25 protein-coding genes are annotated in these 25,058 nt (G+C 67.7%); 15 read left to right on the top strand and 10 right to left on the bottom strand.

Features of this window, described 5'->3' with window-relative positions; genetic code table 11:
- Positions 1 to 36: 36 nt before the first annotated feature.
- A complete protein-coding gene (gene map, locus CDOO_RS08615) occupies positions 37 to 912 on the top strand; it encodes a type I methionyl aminopeptidase (RefSeq protein WP_038573387.1) in 876 nt (291 codons plus the stop codon).
- A gap of 62 nt (positions 913 to 974) precedes the next feature.
- On the opposite strand, the gene CDOO_RS08610 is transcribed toward map, so the two are convergent.
- From CDOO_RS08610 to CDOO_RS08595, 4 genes are all read right to left on the bottom strand, one after another.
- Entirely contained in the window at positions 975 to 1,340 is a 366-nt protein-coding gene (locus CDOO_RS08610) for a hypothetical protein (RefSeq protein WP_018020994.1), read from the bottom strand.
- Positions 1,341 to 1,381: 41 nt separating this feature from the next.
- Entirely contained in the window at positions 1,382 to 1,705 is a 324-nt protein-coding gene (locus CDOO_RS08605) for a hypothetical protein (RefSeq protein ID WP_018020995.1), read from the bottom strand.
- A 354-nt stretch (positions 1,706 to 2,059) separates the two neighbouring features.
- The gene (gene mtr / locus CDOO_RS08600; RefSeq protein WP_018020996.1) at positions 2,060 to 3,448 is read right to left on the bottom strand and encodes a mycothione reductase; all 1,389 of its coding nucleotides are present in this window, start codon (positions 3,446 to 3,448) and stop codon (positions 2,060 to 2,062) included.
- Between the two features lie 15 nt (positions 3,449 to 3,463).
- On the bottom strand, positions 3,464 to 4,441 hold the full coding sequence (locus CDOO_RS08595) for an alpha/beta hydrolase (RefSeq protein ID WP_018020997.1): 978 nt from the start codon (positions 4,439 to 4,441) through the stop codon (positions 3,464 to 3,466).
- 149 nt (positions 4,442 to 4,590) lie between these two features.
- Between CDOO_RS08595 and mqo the strand changes: the two genes are divergently transcribed.
- Positions 4,591 to 6,090: a malate dehydrogenase (quinone) gene (gene mqo / locus CDOO_RS08590; RefSeq protein WP_018020998.1), complete on the top strand. Its 1,500-nt coding sequence runs from the start codon at positions 4,591 to 4,593 to the stop codon at positions 6,088 to 6,090.
- 12 nt (positions 6,091 to 6,102) lie between these two features.
- Positions 6,103 to 6,975 (top strand): VOC family protein, encoded by an 873-nt coding sequence (locus CDOO_RS08585; protein WP_018020999.1) that lies wholly within the window; start codon positions 6,103 to 6,105, stop codon positions 6,973 to 6,975.
- Positions 6,976 to 6,984: 9 nt separating this feature from the next.
- Here CDOO_RS08585 and CDOO_RS08580 read toward each other — a convergent pair whose 3' ends face one another.
- A complete protein-coding gene (locus CDOO_RS08580; RefSeq protein WP_026159220.1) occupies positions 6,985 to 8,124 on the bottom strand; it encodes a protein adenylyltransferase SelO family protein in 1,140 nt (379 codons plus the stop codon).
- Between the two features lie 31 nt (positions 8,125 to 8,155).
- Between CDOO_RS08580 and cobA the strand changes: the two genes are divergently transcribed.
- Positions 8,156 to 8,872: a uroporphyrinogen-III C-methyltransferase gene (cobA, locus tag CDOO_RS08575; protein ID WP_018021001.1), complete on the top strand. Its 717-nt coding sequence runs from the start codon at positions 8,156 to 8,158 to the stop codon at positions 8,870 to 8,872.
- Here cobA and CDOO_RS08570 read toward each other — a convergent pair.
- Both CDOO_RS08570 and yaaA read right to left on the bottom strand, forming a co-directional pair.
- A complete protein-coding gene (locus CDOO_RS08570) occupies positions 8,869 to 9,945 on the bottom strand; it encodes an AAA family ATPase (RefSeq protein ID WP_018021002.1) in 1,077 nt (358 codons plus the stop codon). The two genes, cobA and CDOO_RS08570, sit on opposite strands and share 4 nt — an antisense overlap.
- Positions 9,946 to 9,975: 30 nt before the next feature.
- Positions 9,976 to 10,668, bottom strand: a complete 693-nt coding sequence (gene yaaA, locus CDOO_RS08565) for a peroxide stress protein YaaA (RefSeq protein WP_018021003.1) — start codon at positions 10,666 to 10,668, stop codon at positions 9,976 to 9,978.
- A 31-nt stretch (positions 10,669 to 10,699) separates the two neighbouring features.
- On the opposite strand from yaaA, the gene CDOO_RS08560 reads away from it, so the two are divergent.
- Positions 10,700 to 12,439: a proline--tRNA ligase gene (locus tag CDOO_RS08560; RefSeq protein WP_018021004.1), complete on the top strand. Its 1,740-nt coding sequence runs from the start codon at positions 10,700 to 10,702 to the stop codon at positions 12,437 to 12,439.
- On the opposite strand, the gene CDOO_RS08555 is transcribed toward CDOO_RS08560, so the two are convergent.
- The gene (locus tag CDOO_RS08555; RefSeq protein ID WP_155861262.1) at positions 12,436 to 13,155 is read right to left on the bottom strand and encodes a hypothetical protein; all 720 of its coding nucleotides are present in this window, start codon (positions 13,153 to 13,155) and stop codon (positions 12,436 to 12,438) included. The genes CDOO_RS08560 and CDOO_RS08555 overlap by 4 nt on opposite strands.
- Before the next feature lie 31 nt (positions 13,156 to 13,186).
- Here CDOO_RS08555 and rimP point away from each other — a divergent pair, with 31 nt between their 5' ends.
- Positions 13,187 to 13,720 carry a ribosome maturation factor RimP gene (rimP, locus tag CDOO_RS08550; protein WP_018021006.1) on the top strand — a complete coding sequence of 178 codons (534 nt, stop codon included), beginning with the start codon at positions 13,187 to 13,189 and terminating at the stop codon, positions 13,718 to 13,720.
- A complete protein-coding gene (gene nusA / locus CDOO_RS08545; protein ID WP_018021007.1) occupies positions 13,717 to 14,691 on the top strand; it encodes a transcription termination factor NusA in 975 nt (324 codons plus the stop codon). The genes rimP and nusA overlap by 4 nt, the downstream gene beginning before the upstream one ends.
- Positions 14,692 to 14,749: 58 nt before the next feature.
- Here the strand turns inward: nusA and CDOO_RS08540 are convergent, their stop codons facing one another.
- Positions 14,750 to 15,349 carry a hypothetical protein gene (locus tag CDOO_RS08540; RefSeq protein WP_018021008.1) on the bottom strand — a complete coding sequence of 200 codons (600 nt, stop codon included), beginning with the start codon at positions 15,347 to 15,349 and terminating at the stop codon, positions 14,750 to 14,752.
- A gap of 601 nt (positions 15,350 to 15,950) precedes the next feature.
- Between CDOO_RS08540 and CDOO_RS13655 the strand changes: the two genes are divergently transcribed.
- The 8 genes from CDOO_RS13655 (at position 15,951) to CDOO_RS08505 (ending at position 24,139) form a co-directional block, all read left to right on the top strand.
- A complete protein-coding gene (locus CDOO_RS13655; protein WP_081610302.1) occupies positions 15,951 to 16,259 on the top strand; it encodes a YlxR family protein in 309 nt (102 codons plus the stop codon).
- A gap of 104 nt (positions 16,260 to 16,363) precedes the next feature.
- Positions 16,364 to 19,174: a translation initiation factor IF-2 gene (gene infB, locus CDOO_RS08535; protein ID WP_018021009.1), complete on the top strand. Its 2,811-nt coding sequence runs from the start codon at positions 16,364 to 16,366 to the stop codon at positions 19,172 to 19,174.
- A gap of 19 nt (positions 19,175 to 19,193) precedes the next feature.
- Entirely contained in the window at positions 19,194 to 19,955 is a 762-nt protein-coding gene (locus CDOO_RS08530) for a metallophosphoesterase family protein (protein WP_018021010.1), read from the top strand.
- 40 nt (positions 19,956 to 19,995) lie between these two features.
- Entirely contained in the window at positions 19,996 to 20,421 is a 426-nt protein-coding gene (gene rbfA, locus CDOO_RS08525) for a 30S ribosome-binding factor RbfA (RefSeq protein WP_018021011.1), read from the top strand.
- On the top strand, positions 20,418 to 21,371 hold the full coding sequence (locus CDOO_RS08520) for a DHH family phosphoesterase (RefSeq protein ID WP_018021012.1): 954 nt from the start codon (positions 20,418 to 20,420) through the stop codon (positions 21,369 to 21,371). The genes rbfA and CDOO_RS08520 overlap by 4 nt, the downstream gene beginning before the upstream one ends.
- Positions 21,368 to 22,678 (top strand): MATE family efflux transporter, encoded by a 1,311-nt coding sequence (locus CDOO_RS08515; protein WP_018021013.1) that lies wholly within the window; start codon positions 21,368 to 21,370, stop codon positions 22,676 to 22,678. The genes CDOO_RS08520 and CDOO_RS08515 overlap by 4 nt, the downstream gene beginning before the upstream one ends.
- Complete coding sequence (locus CDOO_RS08510; protein ID WP_018021014.1) at positions 22,675 to 23,484, top strand: metallophosphoesterase family protein; 810 nt, start codon at positions 22,675 to 22,677, stop codon at positions 23,482 to 23,484. Before CDOO_RS08515 ends, CDOO_RS08510 begins: the two co-directional genes overlap by 4 nt.
- Positions 23,477 to 24,139, top strand: a complete 663-nt coding sequence (locus CDOO_RS08505; RefSeq protein ID WP_018021015.1) for a 4'-phosphopantetheinyl transferase family protein — start codon at positions 23,477 to 23,479, stop codon at positions 24,137 to 24,139. The genes CDOO_RS08510 and CDOO_RS08505 overlap by 8 nt, the downstream gene beginning before the upstream one ends.
- Here the strand turns inward: CDOO_RS08505 and truB are convergent, their stop codons facing one another.
- Positions 24,140 to 25,033 (bottom strand): tRNA pseudouridine(55) synthase TruB, encoded by an 894-nt coding sequence (truB, locus tag CDOO_RS08500; protein ID WP_018021016.1) that lies wholly within the window; start codon positions 25,031 to 25,033, stop codon positions 24,140 to 24,142.
- Between the last annotated feature and the right edge of the window lie 25 nt (positions 25,034 to 25,058).

Genomic DNA, 25,058 nt, shown 5'->3' with positions numbered 1-25,058 from the left:
GGGTGCCGAGGTTACCTCCCTGACACGGGGTCTACCATGGGGCGCATGTCGAACAAACGCTCCATGCTCACCCCTGGCCAGCCCACCCCCACCCTCGCCGTGCCCGCAGGCATCGCCCGGCCCGAGTACGTGGGAAAGAACGAGGTTCAGGAAGCGGTCGGAGAGCCCTTCGTGCAGGACGCGGAGACCATCGAGGCCATGCGCCTGACTTCGAAGATTGCGGCCAACGCCCTTGCCGAGGCGGGCAGGGCCGTTGAGCCGGGGAAGACCACGAGCGAGATCGACGCCATCGCCCACGAGTACATGGTCGACCACGGCGCGTACCCCTCCTGCCTGGGGTACCGGGGTTACCCCAAGTCCACGTGCATCTCGCTCAACGAGATCGTCTGCCACGGCATCCCGGACTCCACGGTGATCCAGGACGGGGACATCGTCAACATCGACGTCACGGCTTTCAAACACGGGGTGCACGGGGACACCAATGCGACGTTCCTGGCCGGCGATGTCTCCGAGGAGTACCGGCTGCTGGTGGAGCGCACCCACGAGGCGACGATGCGCGGCATCAGGGCCGCGAAACCCGGCCGGGAGATCAACGTCATCGGCCGGGTCATCGAGTCCTACGCCAAGCGTTTCGGATACAACACGGTGCGGGACTTCACCGGACACGGGGTGGGTCCGACGTTCCACAACGGGCTGATCGTCCTGCACTATGACTCCGACGCCTACACCGACGTCCTCGAGCCGGGGATGACGCTGACCGTCGAGCCGATGATCAACCTCGGTGAGCTGCCCTACCGCATCTGGGACGATGGCTGGACCGTGCAGAACCTCGACGGGAAATTCACCGCGCAGTTCGAGCACACCATCGTCATCACTGAGGACGGCAACGAGATCCTCACCCTCGCGGACTAGATCCCGCACAAAAAAGGGGTATGACCGCCATGGCGGTCATACCCCTTCTTTACGTGGGCGTACTAGCGGGGGAGAACCCCGGTGTACTTGAGGTAGTTCACCACGCCGATGGCCGCGCCGGCGAGGGTCGCGACACCAGCGGCGATCGTGAGCTTGACCCACTCGGTGGCCCAGGCCGGAGCGTCGTCGACGGTCTCCTCGCCGAAGAGGTCCTCGGCGTTGATGCCTTCCTCAGCCTGCAGCCCGTCGCCGATTTCCCACAGGCTCGAGCCGTGGGAGGAGAACTCGGAGGAGACGGTGTTCGGGTTGTCGGTTTCGGCGACATCCGGGGCGGCGCTGGCGACGGAGACGCCGGCGACGGAGACGGTGGCGACGGAGACGGTGGCTGCGGTGACGAGGGAGAGTACCGCGGTGCGGAGGTTACGCATGTGTGTTCCTTTTTGGGGGTTCGGTGAAGAAGGGGAGGGGCCTAAGCCTGGGGGCCGTGCACGACGAAGTTGTACAGCGGGCCGCCGATGAGGCCGACGAACGCCCCGACGGTGCCGAGGACGGTGAGGGCGTAGAGGGCCTTGGCCCAGTTGGGCTGATCCTCGAGATCCTTGGAGGAGCCGAAGATGTCCTCGCCGTTGGCGTCCTGGTCGCCCTCGAGATTCAGGCTCGTGTTCGGCTGCGAGGACAGCGAGGGTGCCTGTGTCTCAGCGGCGTCCGACTCCTGGGCGGTGGCGGTGGTGGTGCCTAGGGCGAGGGCGAGGACGGTGGCGCCGGCGACGGCAGCGTTGCGGACAGAGCGCATTGTCAATTTCCTTTACGGTGGGAGAAACCTGTTTTCCGGGACCGGAAAAACTGCGGCGAACAGGACCGGTGAACCAGTCCTGAGCGCACAGAACCCGCGTGGTTTGTATTCCGTGTTGCTGCGAAACGTTTACAGAACCGCCGGTAGGGGCAAGATGAGCGAAAGATGCCGCCGCGACCCATCCGTAGAGATCTATGTGAAATTGCAAGGATCCCCCCGGGATTGCGTAGCCTTTCCGCCGGAGGGGAGAAACTGGCGGGCGAAGACCGCGGAAATCGCCGAGGGATTCTCATCATCCGTTAAGGAAGACGGTCACCCTTATCGGGGGTGCATCGGCCCGTTCTCACCGCGCCACTACTCGGAGAAGTCCAGACCTAGAATCGCGTTCTCGGTGAGCTCGGACAGTGCCGGGTGGATCCAGTACTGCCTGCGCGCGAAGTCCCGTAGGTCGATGTCGTAGGCCAGCACGGTGATCATCTGCTGGATCAGCGTCGACGCCTGGGCGCCGAGGTAGTGCGCGCCGAGCAGCTTGCCCGTGGTGCGGTCGGCGACCAGCTTGCAGATCCCGTCGCGTTCCTCCATCGCCCAGCCGTAGGCCACGTCGCTGTAGGCCTGCACCTTGACGGTGACATCGTGCCCGGCCGCGCGGGCCTGCTCCTCGGTCAGGCCCACGGTGGCGATCTGCGGGTGGGTGAAGATCGCCGCGGGGACGTTCTCCAGCGGCAGCTCGCGCAGATCCTCCGGGTGCAGCAGGTTGTGCTGGATGGTTCTGGCCTCCGCGTTGGCGACATGCTTGAGCTGGTACGGGGACGACACGTCGCCCAGGGCCCACACGCCGTCGGCGGTGGTGCGCCCGAACTCATCGACCTGCACGCGGCCGTCGTCACGCATCTTCACCCCGCCGAGGTCCAGGTCCATCTCGTCGCCGTTGGGGCGCCTGCCCGTGGCCACGAGCAGGGCGTCGGCGGTGACCTCGGAGCCGTCGTCGAGAGTGAGGGTCACGGAGGTGGAGTCGCCGGTGGCCGAGGCCACGGTGCGGCCGATGCGGGCGTCGAAACGCTCCCTGGCCAGAGAGTTGAAGCGATCCGAGAGCGTCGAGTCAAGGTTGCGCAGCAGCGGAGAGCGGTTGATCACCGTGACCTTCGTGCCCAGGGATGCAAAGACGTGGGCGAATTCCATGGCGATGAAGCCGCCGCCGAGGATGATCAGCGACTCCGGCTGCTCCGGGAGCCGCATGACGTCGTCGTTGGTGTGGAACGGGATGCCGGAGTCCCGGACGACCTCGGGAATGACCGGCCGCGAGCCGGTGGCGATGACGATCTGGTCGCCGGAGATGGTGCGTTCCTCGCCGCCGATGCCCGTGGACAGGGTCCGTGGGCCGACGAAGCGGGTGTGGTGGTCGTACACGTCGATGTTGGGGGTCTCGTCCCCGCGGCGGTAACGCTCGCCACCTGCGGCGATGAGGTCGATGCGCTGGGTGAAGACCCGGTCGACGAGCCCCTGCCAGTCCGCGCCCTTGTACTCCGAGGAGATGTTCAGGCGCTCGGAATGGCTGGCCTCGAAGGCGAGGTCGGCCGCGTAGACGTACATCTTGGTGGGGATGCAGCCGACGTTGAGGCAGGTGCCGCCGAAAAGGCCCTTCTCCACGATAGCGATCTTCTTGTCGGCGAAATTCTCGTCCGGGATCGAGTTTCCGGATCCGGCACCGATGATGATCAGGTCGTAGTGGGCGTCGAAGTTCATGAAGGACAGAAGCTCCTATAAGGGGCAGAGGGTGGCGAGCCACTCGCGGGTGGTGGATTTGACGTGTTTGAGGGCGTGGGGGAGGGACAGGAAGACGTCGTGACGCGCCCCTTCGATGGAGGCCAGCGTAACCGTCGGACCCACCTTGGGGGCCCAGCGCTCGATCTGCTCCACGTCGAGGACGACGTCGGCCGTGTCCGCGGCCGCCGAGTAGGGTTTGCCCAGGTAAGACGAAGAGGACAGTAGGGTCAACACCGGCACGCCCACGTTAATTCCTCCGGTCTGAATGCGTTTCTGGGAGAAGAGCACCGTGCGCAGCCAACCGAGGTACTTGTCGTGGCCGTCCAGCGGCTTGAGGGTGGTGTCGAACTTCCACTCGCCGTGTTGAGAGGCGTGGATGGACTCGGCGTAGGTGCGGAGGTTGCCACCGGGGATCTTCACGGTGGGAAAACGTTTGCCCAGGACGCCGACGATGGGCTTGAGCGCGCGCACCGCCCAGGTGGGGTACTGCATGTCCAGCCAGGGGGAGTTGAGGATCAGCCCGGGGACCTGCTCCAGGAGCACGGGATCGTGGCGCCGCAGGTGATCCAGCCACAGGGGGACAATGAGCCCGCCCGTGGAGTGGGCGAGGGGGATCACACCCCCGGGGACCTCGGCGGAGATGACCTTCAGGGCGGCGGTGAGGTCGGGAAAGTAGTGCTCGAAGTTCTCGCTGTAGTGCCAGCGCTGGCCCTTCTGGCGTGCGCGACCGCACTTGCGCAGGTCCACCGCGTAGAAGGCGTAACCCTGCTCGTTGAACCACTCTGCAACGTGGGTCTGGAAGAAGTAGTCGGTCATGCCGTGCACCCAGAGCACCGCCCGGTCGCCGGTGCCGCGGCGTACGAGCGTGGCGACGGCCTCTCCCTCGCCCTCCGGATCCGCCCCCAGGGGGAGATCACGGGACTCGAATTTTTCCCCGAGGATGTCTGGTTTCCAGCCGGCTTCGACGTTCATGCCTGCCCACGTTACCGCGCCGGCAGGCCCGGGTGCCTCACGAGAGGCCGCCAGGGAGTAGGATTTGGAACCATTCCGCGTCAATTAGCGTCGCTGCTCACGCCTCGGGGTGTCGAGGGACGACGAACATACAAAATGAGGTAGCCACGTTGTCTGAAGCGTCCCAGAACACCAAACCCACCGACGAGGTCGATGTCGCGCTCGTCGGCGCAGGCATCATGAGCGCCACTCTCGGTGCCATGATCCGTGAGCTGGAGCCCAGCTGGTCTCAGATGATCTTCGAGCGCCTCGACGGCCCCGCCCTTGAGTCCTCCTCCCCCTGGAACAACGCCGGCACGGGCCACTCCGCGCTCTGTGAGCTCAACTACACGCCTGAGGTCAACGGCAAGGTCGACATCACCAAGGCCGTGACCATCAACGAGAAGTTCCAGGTCTCCCGCCAGTTCTGGTCTCATCAGCTGGATCACGGCGTACTCAATGACCCCACCGCCTTCATCAACCCGGTGGCCCACCTCTCCTTCGCCCAGGGTGACAAGCAGGTGGACTACCTGCGTCGCCGCCACGAGGCCCTTAGCGCCAGCCCGCTCTTCCCGGACTTCTACTACACCGACGACGCCGACAAGTTCGCCGAGCGCCTGCCCGTCATGTCGAAGGGGCGTGACTTCGGTGCGGAGAAGGTCGCCTACTCCGGCACCCCGGACGGCACCGACGTCAACTTCGGCGCCCTGACCGACCAGTTCCTCACCGCGGCCAAGGCCTCCGGCACGCAGATCCGCTACGGGCACGAGGTGAAGAACCTCACCCGCGAGGGCGGCGCTTGGAAGGTCACGGTGAAGAACCGCCACACCGGGGACACCTCCGTGGTCAAGGCCAAGTTCGTCTTCGTCGGCGCCGGCGGCTACGCCCTCGACCTGCTCCGCAAGGCCGGGGTGCCCGAGGTCTCCGGTTACGCCGGCTTCCCGGTCTCCGGCATGTGGCTGCGCTCCACCAACAAGGAGCTCATCGAGGCGCACGACGCCAAGGTCTACGGCATGGCCAAGGTCGGCGCCCCGCCGATGTCCGTCCCCCACCTGGACACGCGTGTCATCGACGGCGAGAAGGGCCTGCTCTTCGGCCCCTACGGCGGCTGGAGCCCCAAGTTCCTGAAGAAGGGCTCCTACCTCGACCTGTTCAAGTCCATCAAGCCCAGCAACGTCGCGTCCTACCTCGGCGTGGCCGCCACCGAGTTCGGCCTGACCAAGTACCTGGTGCAGGAGGTGCTCAAGGACTTCGAGGGCCGCGTCGACGATCTCAAGGAGTACGTCCCCTCCGCCCGCCCGGAGGACTGGGAGACCATCATCGCCGGGCAGCGTGTCCAGGTGATCAAGCCCGCCTCCGCGCCCCGCTTCGGCACCCTCGAGTTCGGCACCGCCCTGGTGAACAACGCGGAGGGCACCATCGCCGGCATCCTCGGCGCCTCCCCGGGAGCGTCCATCGCCCCGTCCGCGCTGCTCGAGCTGCTGGAGCGCTGCTTTGGAGACAAGATGATCAGCTGGGGCCCCAAGCTCATCGAGATGATCCCGTCCTACGGCACCAAGCTGGCGGAGGACCCCAAGCTCTTCGGCGAGCTGTGGGACTACAGCCAGAAGGCCCTCAAGCTGGAGCGCTAGAATCTCGGGGGTATGCAACGCATAACCCCCGACATCTGGTGCAACGGCACCGCCGATGAGGCCCGCGACTTCTATCTGGAAGCCTTCGCGGGCCTGGATGCATCCCTCGTCCAGCAGAACACCTATCCCACGGAGGGTCTGCTCGACTTCCAGCGGCACCTCGCCGGCCAGACGCTGACCAACGAGATCTCGATCGGTGGATTCCACCTCATCCTCGTCAACGCCGGCGACGAGATCCGGCCCAACCCGTCCATCAACTTCTTTGTCAACTTCGATCCCGCGGCGATGGACCAGCCCCGGGAGAAGCTCGACGCGCTCTGGGAGCGGCTCACCGACGGCGGTCGCGTCCTCATGGAGCTGGGGGAGTACGACTACTCGCCGCACTACGGCTGGGTCGAGGACCGCTACGGGGTGAGCTGGCAGCTCATGCTCACCAACCCCGAGGGCGATTCGCGCCCGCTGATCATCCCGCAGCTCATGTTCTGCGGCGACGCGCAGGGCCGCGCCGAGGAGGCCATCGCGGTCTACACCGGTGTCTTTGCGGATGCGCGGGTGGGCAACGTCGTCAAGTATCCCCACAACGACGAGGTGGTGTTCTCCGATTTCCAGCTCATGGGTGAGTGGTTCGCCGCCATGGATTCAGGGGTGCCCCAGGACTTCACCTTCACCGAGGGGGTCTCACTCATGGTGCAGGTGGACGGTCAGGAGGAGATCGACCGGCTGTGGGCGAGCCTGGCGGAGCAGGAGCAGCCCTGCGGCTGGTGTAAGGACCGCTTCGGGGTGAGCTGGCAGATCGTGCCGGCCAACCTCGGTGAGCTCATGCAGAACCCGGGCTCCTACGAGAAGCTCATGGGGATGAGTCGGATCGTCGTGGACGAGTTCTAGAACCGGCTTCTAGGTTCCGCAGTAGGTGATGAAGTGCCCGAAGTCCTCGGGCTCCTCCGTGGGTTCTCCCGCCGCCGGGTCCCAGGGACGGGTGACGGCGTTGAGCAGCTCCTCGTAGGCACCGAACTCGCCGAGGCGGGCCTTCTTCAGCGCGTCGGCCACGAGGTGATTGCGCGGAAAATGCAGCGGCCGCACGGGTTCGGTGTCGCGGGTCTCGAACCTCTCCACGAACTGTCCCAGCAGCGCCTCCAGCTCCGACTGGGGGGCCAGCTCCAGCAGCGTCTCCGCCAGGCGCGTGAGGTTCCACCGCAGGATGAGCGGCTGGTTGCCGAAGCGGTAGCGGCCCTGCGTGTCCACCGAGGAGTAGAACGCGTCGGGGTCACGCGACTCGGTGAAGGCGCAGGGGCCGTAGTCGATGGTCTCGCCCGTGATGGAGGTGTTGTCGGTGTTCATCACCCCGTGGATGAACCCGAGGCGCATCCAGGCGGCGACGGTGTCCATCTGCCGTTCCATCACGGCCTCGAAAAATCCCGCATAGCTTGTCGACGGATAATGCCGGGCGATGTCGTAATCCGCCAGCCGCTGCGTGATCTCGGGGCCACCGGATCGGGCGTACTGGTACGTGCCCACGCGGGTGAGTCCGCGCGCCACCCGCACGAGTAGCGCGGCCGGTTCGACGCCGTTTTCCCGCACTACCGTGCGCCCGGTGGTGATCACCGCCAGGGTGCGGGTGGTGTCCACCCCCAGGGCGTGCATGGACTCTGAGTAGAGGAACTCGCGCAGCATCGAGGTCAGGGTGCCTCGGCCGTCGCCACCCCGGGAAAACGGTGTGCGCCCGCCGCCCTTGACGTGCAGGTCCTGCCCGGTGGGCAGCTGGCCGAGGAGCACGGCACGCCCGTCACCCAGCCGGGGGGAGTACTGGCCGAACTGGTGGCCGGCGTACCCCATGGCCACGGTGCGTCCGACCTGGCCGGTGAGAAAGGCCGTGCCCTCGGCCGAGCGCAGCCAGGACACGTCCAGTCCCAGGTCCTCGGCCAGCGGCTCGTTGAGAACGATGAGCTGGGGATCGGGCATCTCCTCGGCCGTGGCGTCGATCACGAGTTCGGGGAGGGCGTCGGCGTAGGTGTGAAGCAGGTCTGAAGCACTCATGGCCCCGAGGGTAGACGTAAGGTGTGCGCCCATGACGATTCATCCGGTGACACTGATCGGCGGCGGCCCCGGCGCCTGGGACCTCATCACGCTGCGCGGGGCACGCGCGCTGGAGGAGGCGGAGGTGATCCTCACCGACCACCTGGGTCCGGAGCTCAGCCGGATCGTGGACGTGCGGGACAAGGAGGTCATCGATGTGGCCAAGCTGCCCTACGGCCGCTCCGTGGCGCAGGAGGAGACCAACCGCCTGCTCGTCGAATACGCCCTGGCCGGCAGAAAGGTCGCCCGGCTCAAGGGCGGGGACCCGTTTGTCTTCGGGCGCGGTTTCGAGGAGGTCCAGCACCTCACGGCCCACGGCGTCGCCTGCGAGGTGATCCCCGGGGTGACCAGCGCGGTCTCCGTCCCCGCGGCGGCCGGGGTGCCGGTGACCCACCGGGGCGTGACCCATGCGTTCACCGTCGTCTCCGGGCACGTCGCGCCGGGCGAGGGACTGGTTGACTGGTCGGCCCTGGCCCGGGTGGGTGGCAGCATCGTCGTGGTCATGGGGGTGCGTCACGTGGCGGCGATCACCGCGGCGCTCATTGGCGCCGGCCTGCCCCGCGACACCCCCGCCACGGCTGTGATGGAGGGGACCACCCTTGCGCAGCGCTCGGTGACGGGGTCCGTGGAGACGCTGGCCGCGGACATGACACGCGCGGAGATCTCATCACCCGCCGTCTACGTCATCGGCGAGGTGGCCCGCCTCTAGCTGATCCGGTTGATCCGGCCACCGCCGCGCAGGAACTCGGCGAGGTAGGGCAGGGCGAGCTGGACGTGGCCCCAGCCGGCGACGTCGATGAGCCCGCGGTCGAGGAGCTTGGAACGGGTGTCGGTGGTGGCGTTGGGAGTCTTGCCCAGCCTCTCGGCGATGTCGCTGGTCGAGGTCAGCCCGTCCGCCATCGCGTGCAGGTACGCGAGCTGCGCGGCGGGCACGTCCTTGAGCGAGGGGTGGTGCACCTGCGCGCCCATGGTCTCCACACACTCGTCGCGCACGGCGGCGATGTCCGCGGCGCCAATACGTTCCCCGGACCGGGCGTAGGCGAGATAACCCAGCAGCTGCACGAGGTAGGGGTAACCCTGCGCGATCTCCACCGCGGGTGCGACGTCGTCGAAGGGTTTGTCCGAGGTCCCGGTGAGGATGCGGGCGACGTCCTCGTCCTGCAGTGGGCCGAGCTCGTAGCGCCGCGCCCGGCGGAGGAACGTCGTGCCGGGGAGATCGAGCAGCTTGCCGATCCCATGGGTCAAACCCGCCATGACCAGGGAGACGTTGGCCTCGTCGCGGATGAGGTCCTGGTAGGTCACGGCGAGCCGGCTCAGCGATTCGGGGTCGGCGTCCTGGACCTCGTCGACGGTGATCATCACCCCGGTCTCCAGCAGCGCCAGCAGCTCGCGCAGGCGCAACCCCAGGGTGGGCACGGGTTCGGTGTGGTCGGCAACGTCGGAGTCGATGCGCCCCACCCCGGCGATGCTCACACCGGTCACGGTGCGTTTGGCCGGCGGATCGAGCTCGTTGAGTTTGGCGGGGATGGTGGAGTTGACCAGCGTATCGACGGTGTCCTCCCGCCCCGTCGCGCGCAGCACCACCCAGCCGTTGCTGATGGCGATGTCCTCGAGCTCGGTGAGCAGCACCGTCTTGCCGATTCCCCGGGCGCCGCCGATGACCAGCGAGCGGTGGGGATCACCCGGCCCGCCGGCCAGGCCGGTGGCGAAGTCGGTGAGGATCTGCTGGCGCCCGGCCCAGAGGTGGGGGGAGGCGCCGAAGGTGGGGCGGAAGGGGTTCATGCCCCGCAGTATAGATTGATAATTTGATAATTACGGCGTGACGAGGGTGAGCTCCGGCCCGCCGTCGAACTCGATGTCCAGCCCGGCCGCGCGGGCGATGTCCACGACGTCCCCGACCGACCCCGCGTCGTGCAGGGCCAGGGCCCGGGCGAACTCGCCCTTGAAGTGTTTGTTGAAGTGGCTGATCACCTGTCGGGTCTCCCCGCTGACCACCCGGACCGTCACCGCGCCGGGCACCTTGCCCAGCGTCTGGTACGTGCCCGAGCGCAGGTCAACGATGAACTCCCCGGAGAGCGCCTCGGTGATGAGTTTCCCCCAGCGCGACTTCATGGTGCGCCCGCCCAGCTTGCTCCCGCCCGAGAGCCGGTAGTGGGGGATGGGATCGGCGGCGCGCACCACGCCGAACAGCGCGGAGCCGACGGCGAGCCGGCTGGTGTCCTCCAGCGTGGCTGCGTCGAGCGCGTCGTAGAGCACGCCGGTGTAGCGCTCGATGGCGGGCATCGTCGGGTTCGTCCACAGCCGGGTGTTGGACTCCGCCTCACCGCGGAGCTTCTCCGAGATCTTCAACGTCTCGAGGGCGTCGTCGACGGGGAGGGTGGACAGGGCGTCGACAAGCTCTCTTCTCACCGGGGTGAGCTCCGGGAACGACAGTTCCGCGAGATCCAGTGGCGCGCCGCTGCCGCCGTGAGACTTGGTTTCCGACGGGGGCAGGACGATCAACATGGCTCAGAGGCTACCGGGTAAAGTCTCGCCCATGATTACCCGCATGTCCCACCTCTTCCTGCGCACACTGCGCGAAGACCCCGCCGACGCCGAGGTTCCCTCCCACCGACTGCTCGTGCGCGCCGGTTACATCCGCCGCGCCGCGCCCGGCATCTACTCCTGGCTGCCGCTCGGCCTGCGCACGTTGCGCAAGATCGAGGACGTCGTCCGCGGGGAGATGGAGGGCATCGGCGCCCAGGAGCTGCTCTTCCCGGCGCTGCTGCCCAGGGAGCCCTACGAGACCACGGGTCGGTGGACCGAATACGGCGACGCCCTCTTCCGTCTCAAGGACCGCAAGGGCGCGGACATGCTGCTCGGCCCGACCCACGAGGAGATGTTCGCCCAGACCGTCAAGGACCTCTACTCCTCCTACAAGGATCTCCCGGTCACGCTGTACCAGATCCAGACCAAGTACCGCGACGAGGAACGCCCCCGCGCCGGGATCCTGCGCGGGCGGGAGTTCGTGATGAAGGACTCTTACTCCTTCGACATGACCGACGAGGGGCTCGAGCAGTCCTACCAGAACCACCGCGCCGCCTACCAGCGCATCTTCGACTCCCTGGGCATCGACTACGCCATCTGCAAGGCCACCTCCGGCGCCATGGGCGGCTCGGCCTCCGAGGAGTTCCTCGCCGTCTCTCCCAACGGTGAGGACACCTTCGTGCGTTCCACCGACGGCGAGTATGCCGCCAACGTCGAGGCCGTGGTCACCCCCCGCCCGGCCGCCGTTCCCCTGGAGGGGCTGCCCGAGGCGAAGGTCTACGAGACCCCGGACTCCGAGACCATCGAAACGCTGGTCGAATGGGCGCGCTCCGAGGGCATCGAGGCGCAGGCCTCCGACACCCTCAAGTGCATGGCCGTGATGATCCGCCAGCCGGGCGGGGAGTGGGAGCTCACCGGCGTGCTCATCCCCGGCGACCGCGCGCTGGATGAGAAGCGCCTCGAGGCATCGCTCGAGCCCGCGGAGTTCCGTCTGGCCGAGCCCGAGGACTTCAAGAACCACCCCTTCCTGGTCAAGGGGTACATCGGCCCGCGCGGCCTCAACGCGAACGGTGTGCAGGTGCTCGCCGACCCGCGGGTCGTTGAGGGCAGCGCGTGGATCACGGGCGCCGACGAGAAGCAGCGCCACGTCGTCGGCCTCGTCGCCGGCCGGGACTTCACCGTCGACGGTTACATCGAGGCCGCCGAGATCCGCGAGGGCGATCCCGCCCCCGAGGGCCACGGCACCCTCACCCTCGAGCGTGGCATCGAGCTCGGGCACATCTTCCAGCTGGGCCGCAAGTACACCGAGGCCTTCGACGTCCAGATTCTCGACGAGTCCGGCAAACGCGCCATCCCCACCCAGGGTTCCTACGGCATCGGCGTCTCCCGCATGATGGCCGTGCTCGCCGAGCAGAACCACGACGAGAAGGGTCTGGTCTGGCCGGCCAACGTCGCCCCGTACCAGGTGCACGTCGCCGTGGCGAACAAGGACGAGGCCGCGACGGAGGCCGGCGAGCGGCTGGTCTCCGAGCTGGACGCCGCCGGCATCGAGGTGCTTTTCGACGACCGTCCCAAGGTCTCTCCCGGCGTGAAGTTCAAGGATGCCGAGCTGCTGGGCATGCCCTACGCCGTCATCCTCGGCCGGGCCTTCGCCGACGGCAAGGTCGAGCTGCGCGTGCGCGGCGGCGAGACCTCGGAGATCGCCTACGACGACGCGGTCGCGGAGCTCCTGCGCCTGATCGCCAGCTAACGCTGGAGCGCGCGGCCCGCGCCCTGCACCAGCAGGGAGCGCCCCTCCACCGAGGTGGCGTCCGCGGCGGCCGCGGCCCACGCGTCGGCGGTGCTGCGTTCGATGTGCTCGACCAAGGCGTCGTCAAGCTCCATCTCACCGAAGGTGTACCCCGCCGCGGCGACCGGGGCGTCGGGCACGGCGTCGGACAACACGCTGACACGCTGCTCATGCTTCTCGACGAGCGGGTCCACCCATTCCGGATCCGACGCAAACGCCCGCGACGCCTCCAGCCCGTAGACTGCCGCGTGCTCCTGACGCAGCACCTCACGCACGAGTTCCTGATCCTCTGGATCGGTGACGACCGTTGCCGGGAGTTCGCTGCTGTCCAGCGACGCGAGCTCGATCGCCTGGGAGGTGACCAGGTCAACCGACTCCTCGGGGACCTGCGCCTCCAGGTACGCGCCCAGCGGGGCGGGGGAGGGGCGCAGCTGCCCGGCGGTGTGCTCGACCTCGCAGGAGGTGGGCACCTCGCCCTGCTCGTCCACCCCGCAGAGACGTTCGATCTCCGCGTACAGCGCGTCGGCGTGGGCGGATCGGCCGTCCGCGGTGGCCTGCTGCGCCAGCTCCAGCAGCTCGGCATCCGGCCGCGGGCCGAAGGTGCACGCACCCAGGCTGCCGGCCGCGACGGCGGCGACGAGGAGGGCGGCGGAACGTCGGTTAGCGGCGGAGTTCACGCCGGACATGCTACCGCCTAGGCTGGTGGGCATGGCATTCCCCACCACAGAACAACTCGCTGAGCTGATCAGGCCCGTCACCGAATCGCACGGGCTCGACATCGAGAACATCCGCGCCGTCCCCGCCGGAAAGAAATCTTCCGTGCAGATCGCGCTGGACTCCGACGAGCGGCCCAGCCTCGACGATCTGGGGGTCGTGTCCCAGGAGATCGGCGAGGTCTTCGACGACGCCGAGGCCGCCGGGAGCGTCAATTTCGGAGCGGGTTACACCCTCGAAGTGTCGACCCCGGGCGTCGATACGCCGCTGACCGCACCGCGGCACTGGCGACGCAACCGCGGCCGGGCGGTGATCCTCGACGGGCAGAAGTGGCGCATCGGCGCGCTGTCGCCCGCGGAGGACGCCGTCATCCTCGTCGGAGCGGGCGGCGAGATCCGGGAACTGGCGTTTTCCGGGGACGAGTCCGCGGTGGTAGACATTGAGTTCAACAATCCGCCGCAGGCCGAACTCGACCTCAGCGACATGACTTACGACGAAGCCACCACGTGGCGGGAGGACAACAAGTGAATATTGATCTTGGCGCTCTACGGGACATCGAACGCAGCAAGGGCATTCCCGTCGATGACATGCTGCGCACCATCGCCGGCGCCCTGCTCTTCGCCTACCGCGAGTACCGCGGCCCCGGTGGCCAGGCACGGGTGGACATCAGCTCGGAGACCGGCGACGTGTCCGTCATCGTCACCGAGGAGGACGGCGTCAGCGAGTACGACGACACCCCCGCCAACTTCGGCCGCATCGGCGCCTCCACCGTCCGCGAGGCCATCCTCCGCCGACTGCGCGAGGCCGAGACCGGGCGCACCTACGAGGAGTACGCCGTCCACGAGGGCAAGGTCGTCTCCGGCATCGTCCAGGCCGACGCGAAGGCCAACGCCCGCGGCATCGTCATCGTCGAACTCGGCACCGAACACGACGCTCAGGACGGCATTCTCCTGCCCGCCGAGCAGATCCCGGGCGAGAAGCTCGAGCACGGCGACCGCGTCAAGGCCTTCCTCGTGGGCGTCAACCGCAACCCCAAGGCCGTCCAGGTCAACCTCTCGCGTACCCACCCGGAGCTGGTCCGCGGGCTCTTCGAGCTCGAGGTGCCCGAGATCGTCGACGGCGCCGTGGAGATCAACGCCATCTCGCGCGAGGCCGGCCACCGCTCCAAGATCGCCGTGAGCGGCAAGGTCAAGGGTATCAACGCCAAGGGCGCCTGCATCGGGCCCAAGGGCCAGCGTGTGAACAACGTCATGGAGGCGCTCGGCGGGGAGAAGATCGACATCGTCGACTTTGACGAGGACCCGGCCGTCTACGTGGGCAATGCCCTCGCGCCGGCGCGCGCGGTGCGTGTGGACATCGTCGACGCCGACGCGCAGGTCGCACGCGTCACGGTGCCCGATTACCAGCTGTCGCTGGCGATCGGCAAGGAAGGGCAGAACGCCCGGCTCGCCGCGCGTCTCACCGGCTGGAAGATCGACATCCACTCCGACGCGGAGTAAATCGCGTGCTGCCCGGGCCGGGGAGCCGGATACTCCCCCCAGCCGAGCAGCGCCGTGGCTACGGCGTGAACACCGCGCCTTCGATGGCGACGGTGTCGATCACCTTGGGCACCACGAACGCCCCATACAGACTCTGCTTCTCACCGTTCTTGACGGGCGCGGTCCACGGCTGGTGACCTTCGGTAGAGCCTCCGCACTCCGTAGCAGGCTCTGCGGAATGCGGGGTGGTGCTGGCATCGGTGTACTGGGGGTTCGCGAGTGAAATTTCGCCGCTTCCAGTACCCGTGGGCAGCTGCGTGGTGTCCAATTCACCCCACACCTGGAGGTACTGCTCACCGGGTGTTGGCCGGTTGAACTCTGGGTCGATGTTTTCTTCAACAGTCCCGGGCTCGTAGCGGCACTCCTCTCCGAGCGTCAGATCGGTGATGGTCAGCTCGACGATGCCGCCGTCCTTTGTGGCGAGCTGAATCGTGTCACCCACCGCCGCCACGGCGGGCTCACCGGGCACGACGCTGTTGTCTGTGACACCATCTGCTGCGGACGTTGCAGCGGATGTGGGCGCTGACGTCGTAGCGGATGCCATATCAGTACTGTCACCGCAGGCTACGAGGGCGATCGACGTGGCGAACGCCAGGGTGCTCGCAAGAGATTTCTTCATGGGATTCTCCTCTCGTGCACTTCCCGCAACGGCGGGAAGGTTGTATTCGGGTCCCGGAGACCTGATCAGCTCGGCGGCCTGTTTTCGGCCGGACTCACTGGGATGTTGTTGCCGACGCCTGCACCCTCGCTTTCGAGGGCGCATACCGGTGGACGGTCAAGGACGTTTCCTCCTTGCCTGCGTCGATGCTGCCGAGCTGTGTGATGAGCGCCGCACGCCTGGCGATGTCGCCGGCCTGCGGCGGTCTTCACGATATCGATCGCCCGTCCAGGAATTAAGGCACTTTCGGATACTCTCAGCCGTGGAAGAGAGCGGTCGTGCCAGAACGCCCGGGCGGATGGGATTCTCGGGGTCGGGAGTCTAGATAACGCTTGGGCTGCAGCCGGGCCGGGAGCAGGGGAACGGGCGCTTCCGGGACTCCTGGCATATCTGCCCAGATAAGTGGGCATCCGCAGGAAGAGGTTTTGGGCCTGGGTCGTGTCGAGTTGAAGTCGGCACCGGCTCATCGCCCCAGCGGGGCAAGTTCATTTTCCCGTAACTATGGCGTATGGTTGGCAACGGCCCACGTACCGTTCACCAGTTGTGATGCAGAGGAGATCTTTTGCCGCGCAGTCAACCGGCACCGATCAGAACCTGCATCGCCACGCGCGAGCGTCACGGCGATAGCCAGCTGCTCAGAGTGGTCTTCGACCGCGAGTCGCAGCGCGTCGTCGCCGATCCGCATCGCCGCCTCCCGGGGCGGGGAGCGTGGATCACTCCGACGCTTGCCGCGTGGGAGCTGGCGGGGTCACGGCGCGCCTTCGGGCGAGCACTCCGAGTGAACGGGCCCGTGGACACTGGTCATGTACGCACGTACCTCGCAGAACATGCAGACGGGCCCACCCAAAAAGGAAAGAAGACCGAACACTGATGAGCACTCAACGATGATTAAGCATCGGCGATGAAAGTCAGCAGTACACCCTAGAGGGCCCCACTTTTCGTGGCACGTCCTCTAGCCAACCAATGAGGAGACAAGTGCCCGGAAAGCTACGCGTTCACGAGCTCGCAAAAGAACTCGGCGTAACCAGCAAGGAACTTCTCGCCACGCTCAAGGAGCAGGGCGAATTCGTCAAGACCGCATCATCGACCATCGAGTCCCCCGTCGCCCGCAAGATGCGCGACCACTTCGGACCCACCGATGGTGCGACCGGTGACAAGACCGCCGACACCCCCGCCTCTGCGGGGACGCCGGCGACCCCGGCCAAGCCGGGCGCCAAGAAGTCCGCGGCCCCGAAGCCCGGCGCCCCGAAGGCGCCCGAGGCCACCACCCCGGCTCCGAAGCCCGAGGCCGCCAAGCCGGAGTCCACCGGGACCCCGGCAGCGAAGCCCGCATCACCGAAGCAGCCCCAGGCAGCTCGGGAAGCAGCCCAGGATTCCGCTCCGAAGCCGGCAACCCCCGGTGCCCGGCCCGCTGCCCCCAAGCAACCCGAGGCCCCGCGAGACTCCGCGCCGAAGGCCGAAGACAAGCCGGCCGGCAACGCCGAGAACAACAGCATGCCCCGGCCGATGCCGCGTCCCATGCCCAAGCAGGGCAAGCCGCGCGTGGCCAACAACCCCTTCTCCTCCGGCGCCGCACCGCGCCCCGGTGGAGCTAAGCCGCGTCCCGCCGGCGACCGCCCGGGTCCGGGCAACAAACCCCCGCGCCCGCAGCAGGGCCAGGGCCAGGGACAGGGTGCCGAGCGTCAGGGTGGCGGACGTCGTCCGTCCCCCGCAGCTATGCCGGCACGCCCGTCACCGGGCGCCATGCCGTCCAAGTCCGCTCCCGCCGCAGGTGGCGGTAAGCCCGGAGGCGGCCGCGGCCGCACCGGTGGCGGAACTGGTGGCGGACCCGGCGGCGCATTCGGCCGTGGCGGACGTCGCGGCGGCACTGCCGGTGCGTTCGGCCGTCCGGGCGGAGCGCCCCGCAAGGGCCGCAAGTCCAAGCGTCAGAAGCGCAACGAGTACGAGGAGATGCACCAGCCGAACGTCATCGGTGGCGTGCGCCTGCCCGACGGCCAGGGCCAGACCCTGCGCCTGCGTCGTGGTGCCTCGCTGTCTGACCTCGCTGAGAAGATCGGTGCGGATCCGTCGGCACTGGTCCAGGCGCTGTTCAACCTCGGTGAAATGGTGACGGCCACCGCCTCCGTTCCCGAGGAGACCCTGCAGCTGCTGGGTGCCGAGATCAACTACAATGTTGAGCTCGTCTCCCCGAAGGACGAGGACCGCGAGCTCCTCGAGTCCTTCGACCTGCAGTTCGGCGAGGACTGGGGCGGTGACGAGGAGCTGGAGAAGCGTGCTCCCGTCGTCTCCGTCATGGGCCACGTCGACCACGGTAAAACCCGCCTCCTGGACACGATCCGTAAGACGAACGTGGGCAAGGGCGAGGCCGGTGGCATCACCCAGGGCATCGGCGCCTACCAGGTGCCGCTGGAGATCGACGGCCGCGAACGCGACCTGACCTTCCTGGATACCCCGGGCCACGAGGCCTTCACGGCCATGCGTGCCCGCGGTGCCCAGTCCACCGACCTGGCCATCCTCGTCGTCGCAGCTGACGACGGCGTCATGCCCCAGACCGTGGAAGCCATCAACCACGCCAACGCGGCAAACATCCCCATCGTCGTCGCCGTGAACAAGGTGGATAAGCCGGACGCGCAGCCGGACAAGATCCGCGGCCAGCTCACCGAGTACGGCATCATCCCGGAGGAGTACGGCGGCGAGACCATGTTCGTCGACGTCTCCGCCCGCGAGGGCACGGGTATCGACGACCTCCTCGAGGCCGTCGTGCTCACCGCCGACGCCGCTCTCGAGCTGCAGGCCAACCCGGACATGAACGCCCAGGGCCTGGCCATCGAGGCGCACCTGGACCGCGGTCGCGGCCCGGTCGCCACGGTCATCGTCCAGCGCGGCACCCTGCGCGTCGGTGACTCCATGGTCGTGGGTTCTGCCCACGGTCGTGTGCGTCGCATGCTCGACGAGTGGGGCGAGGACGTCCTGGAGGCTGGACCGTCCAAGCCGGTCCAGGTCCACGGTCTCAGCGGCGTCCCCGGCGCCGGTGACAACCTCATCGTGGTCGAGGACGATCGTGTCGCCCGGCAGATTGCCGCGCAGCGCGATGCCCGCCAGCGCTCCGCCATGCAGGCCAAGCGCAAGAAGCGGGTCTCCCTGGAGGATCTGGATGCGGTGTTGAAGGAGACTTCGACGCTCAACCTCATCCTCAAGGGCGACAACGCCGGTTCCGTCGAGGCGCTGGAGGAGTCCCTGCTGAAGCTGGACATCGGCGACGAGGTCGAGCTGAACATCATCGACCGTGGTGTCGGTGCCGTGACGCAGACCAACGTCTCGCTGGCTTCGGCCTCCGACGCCGTGATCATCGCCTTCAACGTCCGCGCGGAGGGTAAGGCCACGGAAGAGGCGAACAACGAGGGTGTGGACATCCGCTACTACACCGTCATCTACCGTGCGATCGAAGAGGTCGAGCAGGCTCTCACGGGCATGCTCAAGCCGATCTACGAGAAGCGCGATCTGGGCAAGGCCGAGATCCGCGCGATCTTCAAGGCATCGGCTATCGGCAACATCGCCGGTTGCATGGTCACCGAGGGCAAGATCCGTCGCAACGTCAAGGCGCGCCTGGTCCGCGATGGCTCGGTCATCGCGAACGAGGTCAACGTCAACTCGCTGCGCCAGGAGAAGCAGGATGTCACCGAGATCTCCGCAGGTTACGAGTGCGGTATGGTCCTGTCCTTCCAGGACTTCCAGATCGGCGACACCATCGAGGCCTTCGAGATGGTTGAGGTTCCCCGCACCTAATCAGGCCTAAACTCGCCTCATGGCGAAAACCCTGTGGGCGGTCAGCGATCTGCACGTCACCTTCCCCGAGAACCGGGCGAGGGTGGACGGGCTGGCCGGCCCCGGCGACTGGCTCATCGTCGCCGGGGATGTCGCAGAAAAGATCAGCCCGGTAGTGGAGACACTGGCCGGGCTGATCTCGCGTTTCGAACGTGTCATCTGGGTCCCCGGCAATCACGAGCTCTTCAACCGGCGCAGCGAGAAACTCACGGGTAAGGCACGCTACCGGGCGCTGGTCGGGGAGTTGCGGGCCATCGGCGTCGATACGCCCGAGGACCCCTATCCCGTGTTCGACGGTGTCACGGTGTGCCCGCTGTTCACGCTCTACGACTACTCCTTCGCCCGCCCGGGGCTGACGCCGGACAACGCCCGATTCAAGCTCGACGACACGCTGGCCATCGCGCCCTACGTGGACATTCCCGCATGGTGCGCCGAGCGCCTCGATTACACCCGGGCCCGCCTGGATGAGGTCCGCGGCCCCACCGTGCTCATCAACCACTGGCCCCTGGTCATCGAACCCGTCGCCGGCCGCGACGTCGCCCTATGGTCGGGAACCACCGCCACGCGTGACTGGGCGGTGAAGTACCGTGCCCGGGCGGTGATCCACGGACACCTGCATACGCCGGGGGAGAGGCTTGTCGACGGCCGTCGCCACCTCGACGTCTCCCTGGGGTATCCCTTCGAGCACCACCCCGCCTCGCGCCCGTGGCCGTTTCCCGTTCTGGGCGGGGCGGCAGGATAGGATGAACCCAACACTTGAACGCTAGAAGAGGGGAGCTGCCATGGCAGATCAGGCACGCGCCGCGCGAATGGCCAAACGCATCCAGACCATCGTCGCCACGGCCATCGAGCGCCAGCACCAGAAGGACCGCCGGCTCGAGGCCGTCACCGTCACCGATGCCCGGGTCACCGGCGACCTCCACGACGCCACGGTCTTCTACACCGTCCGTGGCATCACCATCGACGACGAGCCCGATCTGGACGGTGCGGCCGAGGCGCTGAACCGCCAGCGGGGACACCTCCGCAAGACCATGGGCGACCAGCTCGGCGTGCGTTTCACGCCCACGCTGTCGTTCCAGCTGGACACGGTTCCCGAGGCCTCCGCGCACATGGAGGATCTCCTCGAGCGCGCCCGGGCGCGCGACGCCGAGCTGGCCAAGCTCAAGGAGAACGCCACGCCCGCCGGGGATCCGGATCCCTACAAGTGATCGGCTCCTACGAACGCGCGGTCGAGGTGCTGCGGGAGGCACAGACCGTCGCCGTCACCGGCCACCTGCGCCCGGACGCCGACGCCGTGGGCTCGGTCATGGCGCTGACCCTCGCGCTGCGCAAGCTGGGGAAGACGGTCACCGCGCACGTCGGACAGCCCGGTGACTTCTCCGCGAACCTGCGCACCATTCCCGGGGCCGAGGAGGTTCTCCCGTCCACCTCGCTGCCGGCGGAGGCGGACCTCATCGTCGCCGTCGACTGCGGGTCCCTCGACCGGACCGGCTCGCTCATGGAGGAGTTCACCTCCCGGCGCTCGCTGGTCATCGACCACCACGAGTCCAATCCCGGATTCGGCACGGACAACCTGGTGGAGGTCGCGGAGTCCACCACGGTGATTCTGCGCAGGATCATCGAGATGCTCGGCGTCGAGCTTGACCGGGACATCGCCCACGCGCTCTACGCAGGGCTGATGACCGATACCGGCAGCTTCCGCTGGGGCGGCGCGCGCATGCACACCCTCGCGGCCGAGCTCATGGATTACGGGCTGGACACCCGGCAGATCGCCGTGGACCTGCTGGACCTGACCACCTCGAGCAGCCTGCAGATGTTCGGCCGGGTGCTCTCCGGCCTCCAGGTCCGTGAGGTGGGTGAGCACACCGCGGCCATCCTCATCGCCGACATCGAGGCGATCGGCGGGCAGCCGAACAGCGCCGTCGAGTCCCTCGTGGACTTCGTCCGCGCCCTGGAGGGAACGGACATCGGCGTGGTGTTCAAGGAGCAGTCCCGCGCCGTCTGGGCGGTGTCGCTGCGCTCCTCAACCATCGACGTCTCCCAGCTCGCCCTGCGTTTCGGCGGCGGTGGACACATCCCCGCCGCGGGGTACATGACCGCCGGGCCCCGGGAGGCGATCGTCACCGAGTTCCTGTCGGCTCTGAGCCAGACCCCGTGACCGGGGAGGTCACCGGCCGGCAGATCTTCGCCCTCGCACTGCCCGCGTTGGGCGTGCTCTCCGCGACCCCGCTCTACCTCATGCTGGACACGGCCGTCATCGGCCGGCTGGGCGCCTTCGAGCTCGCCGCCCTGGCGGCCGGAGCGGCGATCCAGTCGTCGTTGACCACCCAGCTCACCTTCCTGTCCTACGGCACCACCGCCCGCTCCGCCCGGCTCTACGGCGCAGGGGATCGCCGCGGTGCCGTGGCCGAGGGGGTGCAGGCAACGTGGCTGGGGCTGGCGGTCGGCCTCGTGCTGGCCTCGCTGGTGTGGATCTTCGCCGGCCGCATCACCCTGGCGCTGGCCGGGGATGAGGCTGTCGCCCAGGCCTCGGCGCACTGGCTGCGGGTGGCCGCGGTGGCGATCCCGCTGACACTCATGGTCATGGCCGGAAACGGCTGGCTGCGGGGCATCCAGGACACCCGCAGGCCGCTCTACTTCGTACTCGCCGGCGTCATTCCCGGAGCGCTCGCGATTTTCCCGCTGGTCGCGCTCTTCGGCCTGGTCGGCTCGGCCATGTCCAACGTCCTGGGCATGGCCATCGCCGCGACGGCTTTCGTGGTGTGTCTGATCAGGGAGCACGACGGTTCCTGGGCCCCGCGCCCCCGGGTGATCTGGCAGCAGCTCATCCTCGGCCGTGACCTCATCCTGCGCTCGCTCTCGTTCCAGGTGGCGTTCCTCTCCGCGGCGGCCGTCGCGGCGCGTTTCGGCACCGCGCCGCTGGCGGCGCACCAGATCATGCTGCAGCTGTGGAACTTCATCACCCTGGTGCTGGACTCGCTGGCCATCGCCGCGCAGGCCCTCACCGGGGCGGCGCTGGGCAGGGGGACCGTCGGGGTGGCGCGTTCCGTGGGCAGGAAGGTGACGGTGTACTCGCTGGTCTTCGCTGGCCTGCTCGCCGCCGTCTTCGCCCTGGGCGCACGGGTGATTCCGCGCATCTTCACCACCGACGCCGCCGTTCTCGAGGCCATGCGGATCCCGTGGTGGATCCTGCTGGCCATGATCGTGGCGGGAGGGGTGGTCTTCGCCATCGACGGGGTTCTGCTCGGCGCGGGCGACGCCGCCTTCCTGCGCACCATCTCCATCGGCTCGGTGCTGCTGGGTTTCCTGCCCGGGGTGTGGATCTCCTACGCCCTGGACGGCGGCCTGCCCGGGGTGTGGCTCGGCCTGCTCGCGTTCGTCGCCATTAGGCTGGTGGCCGTGATCTGGCGTTTCCACTCGATGCGCTGGGCGGTAACCGGCGGCGGCAAGGAGAGTGAGCGATGACCACCACGCTGTGGGCGGTGTCGGACCTCCATGCCGCCGTGTCGGCCAACCGCGACCGGGTGGTGCAGCTGCAGCCCACGGACCCCTCGGACTGGCTCATCGTCGCCGGCGACGTCGCCGAGCGCACCGACCTGGTGATCGACATCCTCGCCGAGCTGCGCAGCCGCTACGCCACCGTCATCTGGGTACCCGGCAACCATGAACTGTTCTCCCGCTCCTCGGAGGAGCACCAGGGCCGGGACAAGTACACGGCCCTGGTCGAGGGGTGCCGGGAGATCGACGTGCTCACCCCGGAGGACCCCTTCCCGGTCTTCGACGGGGTGACCATCTGCCCCCTGTTCACGCTCTACGACTACTCCTTCCGAGGTCCGGGAAAGTCGGTGGAGGAGGCCGTGGCCGACGCGCACGAGCGGGGCCTGGTCATGACCGACGAGTTCGCCATCGCCCCGTTCGTGGACATCCGCGCATGGTGCTGGGACCGGTTGACCTACTCGATCAAACGGCTCGGGCACGTCACCGGCCCGACCATCCTCATCAACCACTGGCCGCTGGTGCAGGAGCCGACGGATCTGCTCACCTATCCCGAGATCGGCCTGTGGTGCGGCACCCGGCACACCCGGAACTGGCCCGCGAGGTTCAACGCAGAGGCCGTGATCTACGGCCACCTCCACATGCCGTCCTCCTTGACCGTGGACGGAGTGGAGCACCTGGAGGTGTCCCTGGGCTACCCGCGGGAATGGGAACGCCACGGCGATCTGCGCGCCTGGCCGTATCCGGTGATGCGGACAGAGAGCGCCCATGCTTGATCCCTCTCTCTTTCCCTCCTCCGCCCGGTTCTGTTTCATCCAGACCGTCCACGGCGAGTCCAGCCTGAACAACTTCGAGGCCCTGCATCCCCTGGAGAAGACGCTGGTCGCCAACTCCGTGGACGTGCGCCGGGCCGAGTTCGGCGACGCCCGCTGGTGCGCGCACACGGCTCTGGCCGACCTCGGCTACGACGGGGACGTCCCCATTCTCAAGGGGGAGCGGGGTATGCCCCTGTGGCCCGAGGGTGTGGTCGGTTCGATGACCCACACGGAGGGTTTCCGCGCCGCGGTTGTCGCTCCCACCCGCTCGGTGCGGTCGATCGGGCTGGATGCGGAGCCCGCCGAGCCCCTGCCGGAGAACGTGCTGGAGTCCATTGCCCGGCCCGCGGAGATCGATCAGCTCGCCGTGCTCCGCGACGCCGGCGTGCACTGCGCGGACCGGCTGCTGTTCTGCGCCAAGGAGTCCACCTACAAGTCCTGGTTCCCCCTGACCCAGCGCTTCCTCGACTTCGACGGCGCGGAGGTGGACATCCGCCCGGACGGGACCTTCGTGTCCTATCTGCTGGTCCGACCTGCGCCGGTGCCGTTCATCAACGGCCGGTGGAAGATCAAGGACGGTTTCGTCGTGGCCTCCACGTTTGTGGAGTGGCTCTAGCTACAACGTCGACGGCCGCGCCACAAACACCGTGGACAGGCGCTTGCCCTTCTCCGCGATGAGCGCCACCGCCCGCCCGTCGGGGGCCACGGCGGCGTGAACCCCGACCAGCCCCCGCGGCTCCAGCCACTTGCCCATGGCCAGGGCCGCAGCCTCGTCGTCGGTGACGCTTATCGACGGGTATGACCTCGTCAACGCCTCATCCAGCGAGAGTGACAATCGGGGTGAATCCTCCAACTCCTCCAGGGTGCGGGCATCGGCGAGCAGGAACGGCCCCACCTCGGTGCGCCGCAGGGCGGTGAGATGACCTCCCACCCCGAGGTCCTCACCCAGGTCGCGCGCGAGCGAGCGGATGTAGGTGCCCGAGGAGCAGCCCACGGAGACGTCGACGTCCACGAATCCGTCCTCGCGGCGGATGTCCAGCACGTCGAGGCGGTGGATGGTGACCGGGCGGGCCGGGATGTCCACGGTCTCGCCGTCGCGGACCCGTTCGTGGGCACGTTTGCCGTCGATCTTGATCGCGGAGACCGAGGACGGACGCTGCATGATCTCGCCCCGTAGTTTGTCCAGGGAGGCGTGGAGGGCGTCGTCGATAAGCGAGTCCGAGTCCGCAGTGGACAGCACCGATCCCTCGGCGTCGTCGGTCGAGGTCGCGGCACCGAGGCGGATGGTGGCGTCGTAGGCCTTCGTGGCCGCGACCATGTGGGCGAGGAACTTCGTGCCACGCTCGATGCCGGCGACGAGCACGCCCGTGGCCATGGGGTCGAGGGTGCCCGCGTGGCCGACCTTGCGGGTGCCCATGATGCGGCGCAGGCGGCTGACGACATCGTGCGACGTCATGCCGGCGGGTTTGTCCACGACGACGAGTCCGGAACGGGAGAGCGATTCGGTCATTGGGCGATTCTATGTCGTAACCTGT

The sequence above is a fragment of the Corynebacterium doosanense CAU 212 = DSM 45436 genome, assembly GCF_000767055.1.
In the GTDB taxonomy this organism is placed as follows: domain Bacteria; phylum Actinomycetota; class Actinomycetes; order Mycobacteriales; family Mycobacteriaceae; genus Corynebacterium; species Corynebacterium doosanense.
This window is presented reverse-complemented; position numbering and strand designations above follow the sequence as displayed.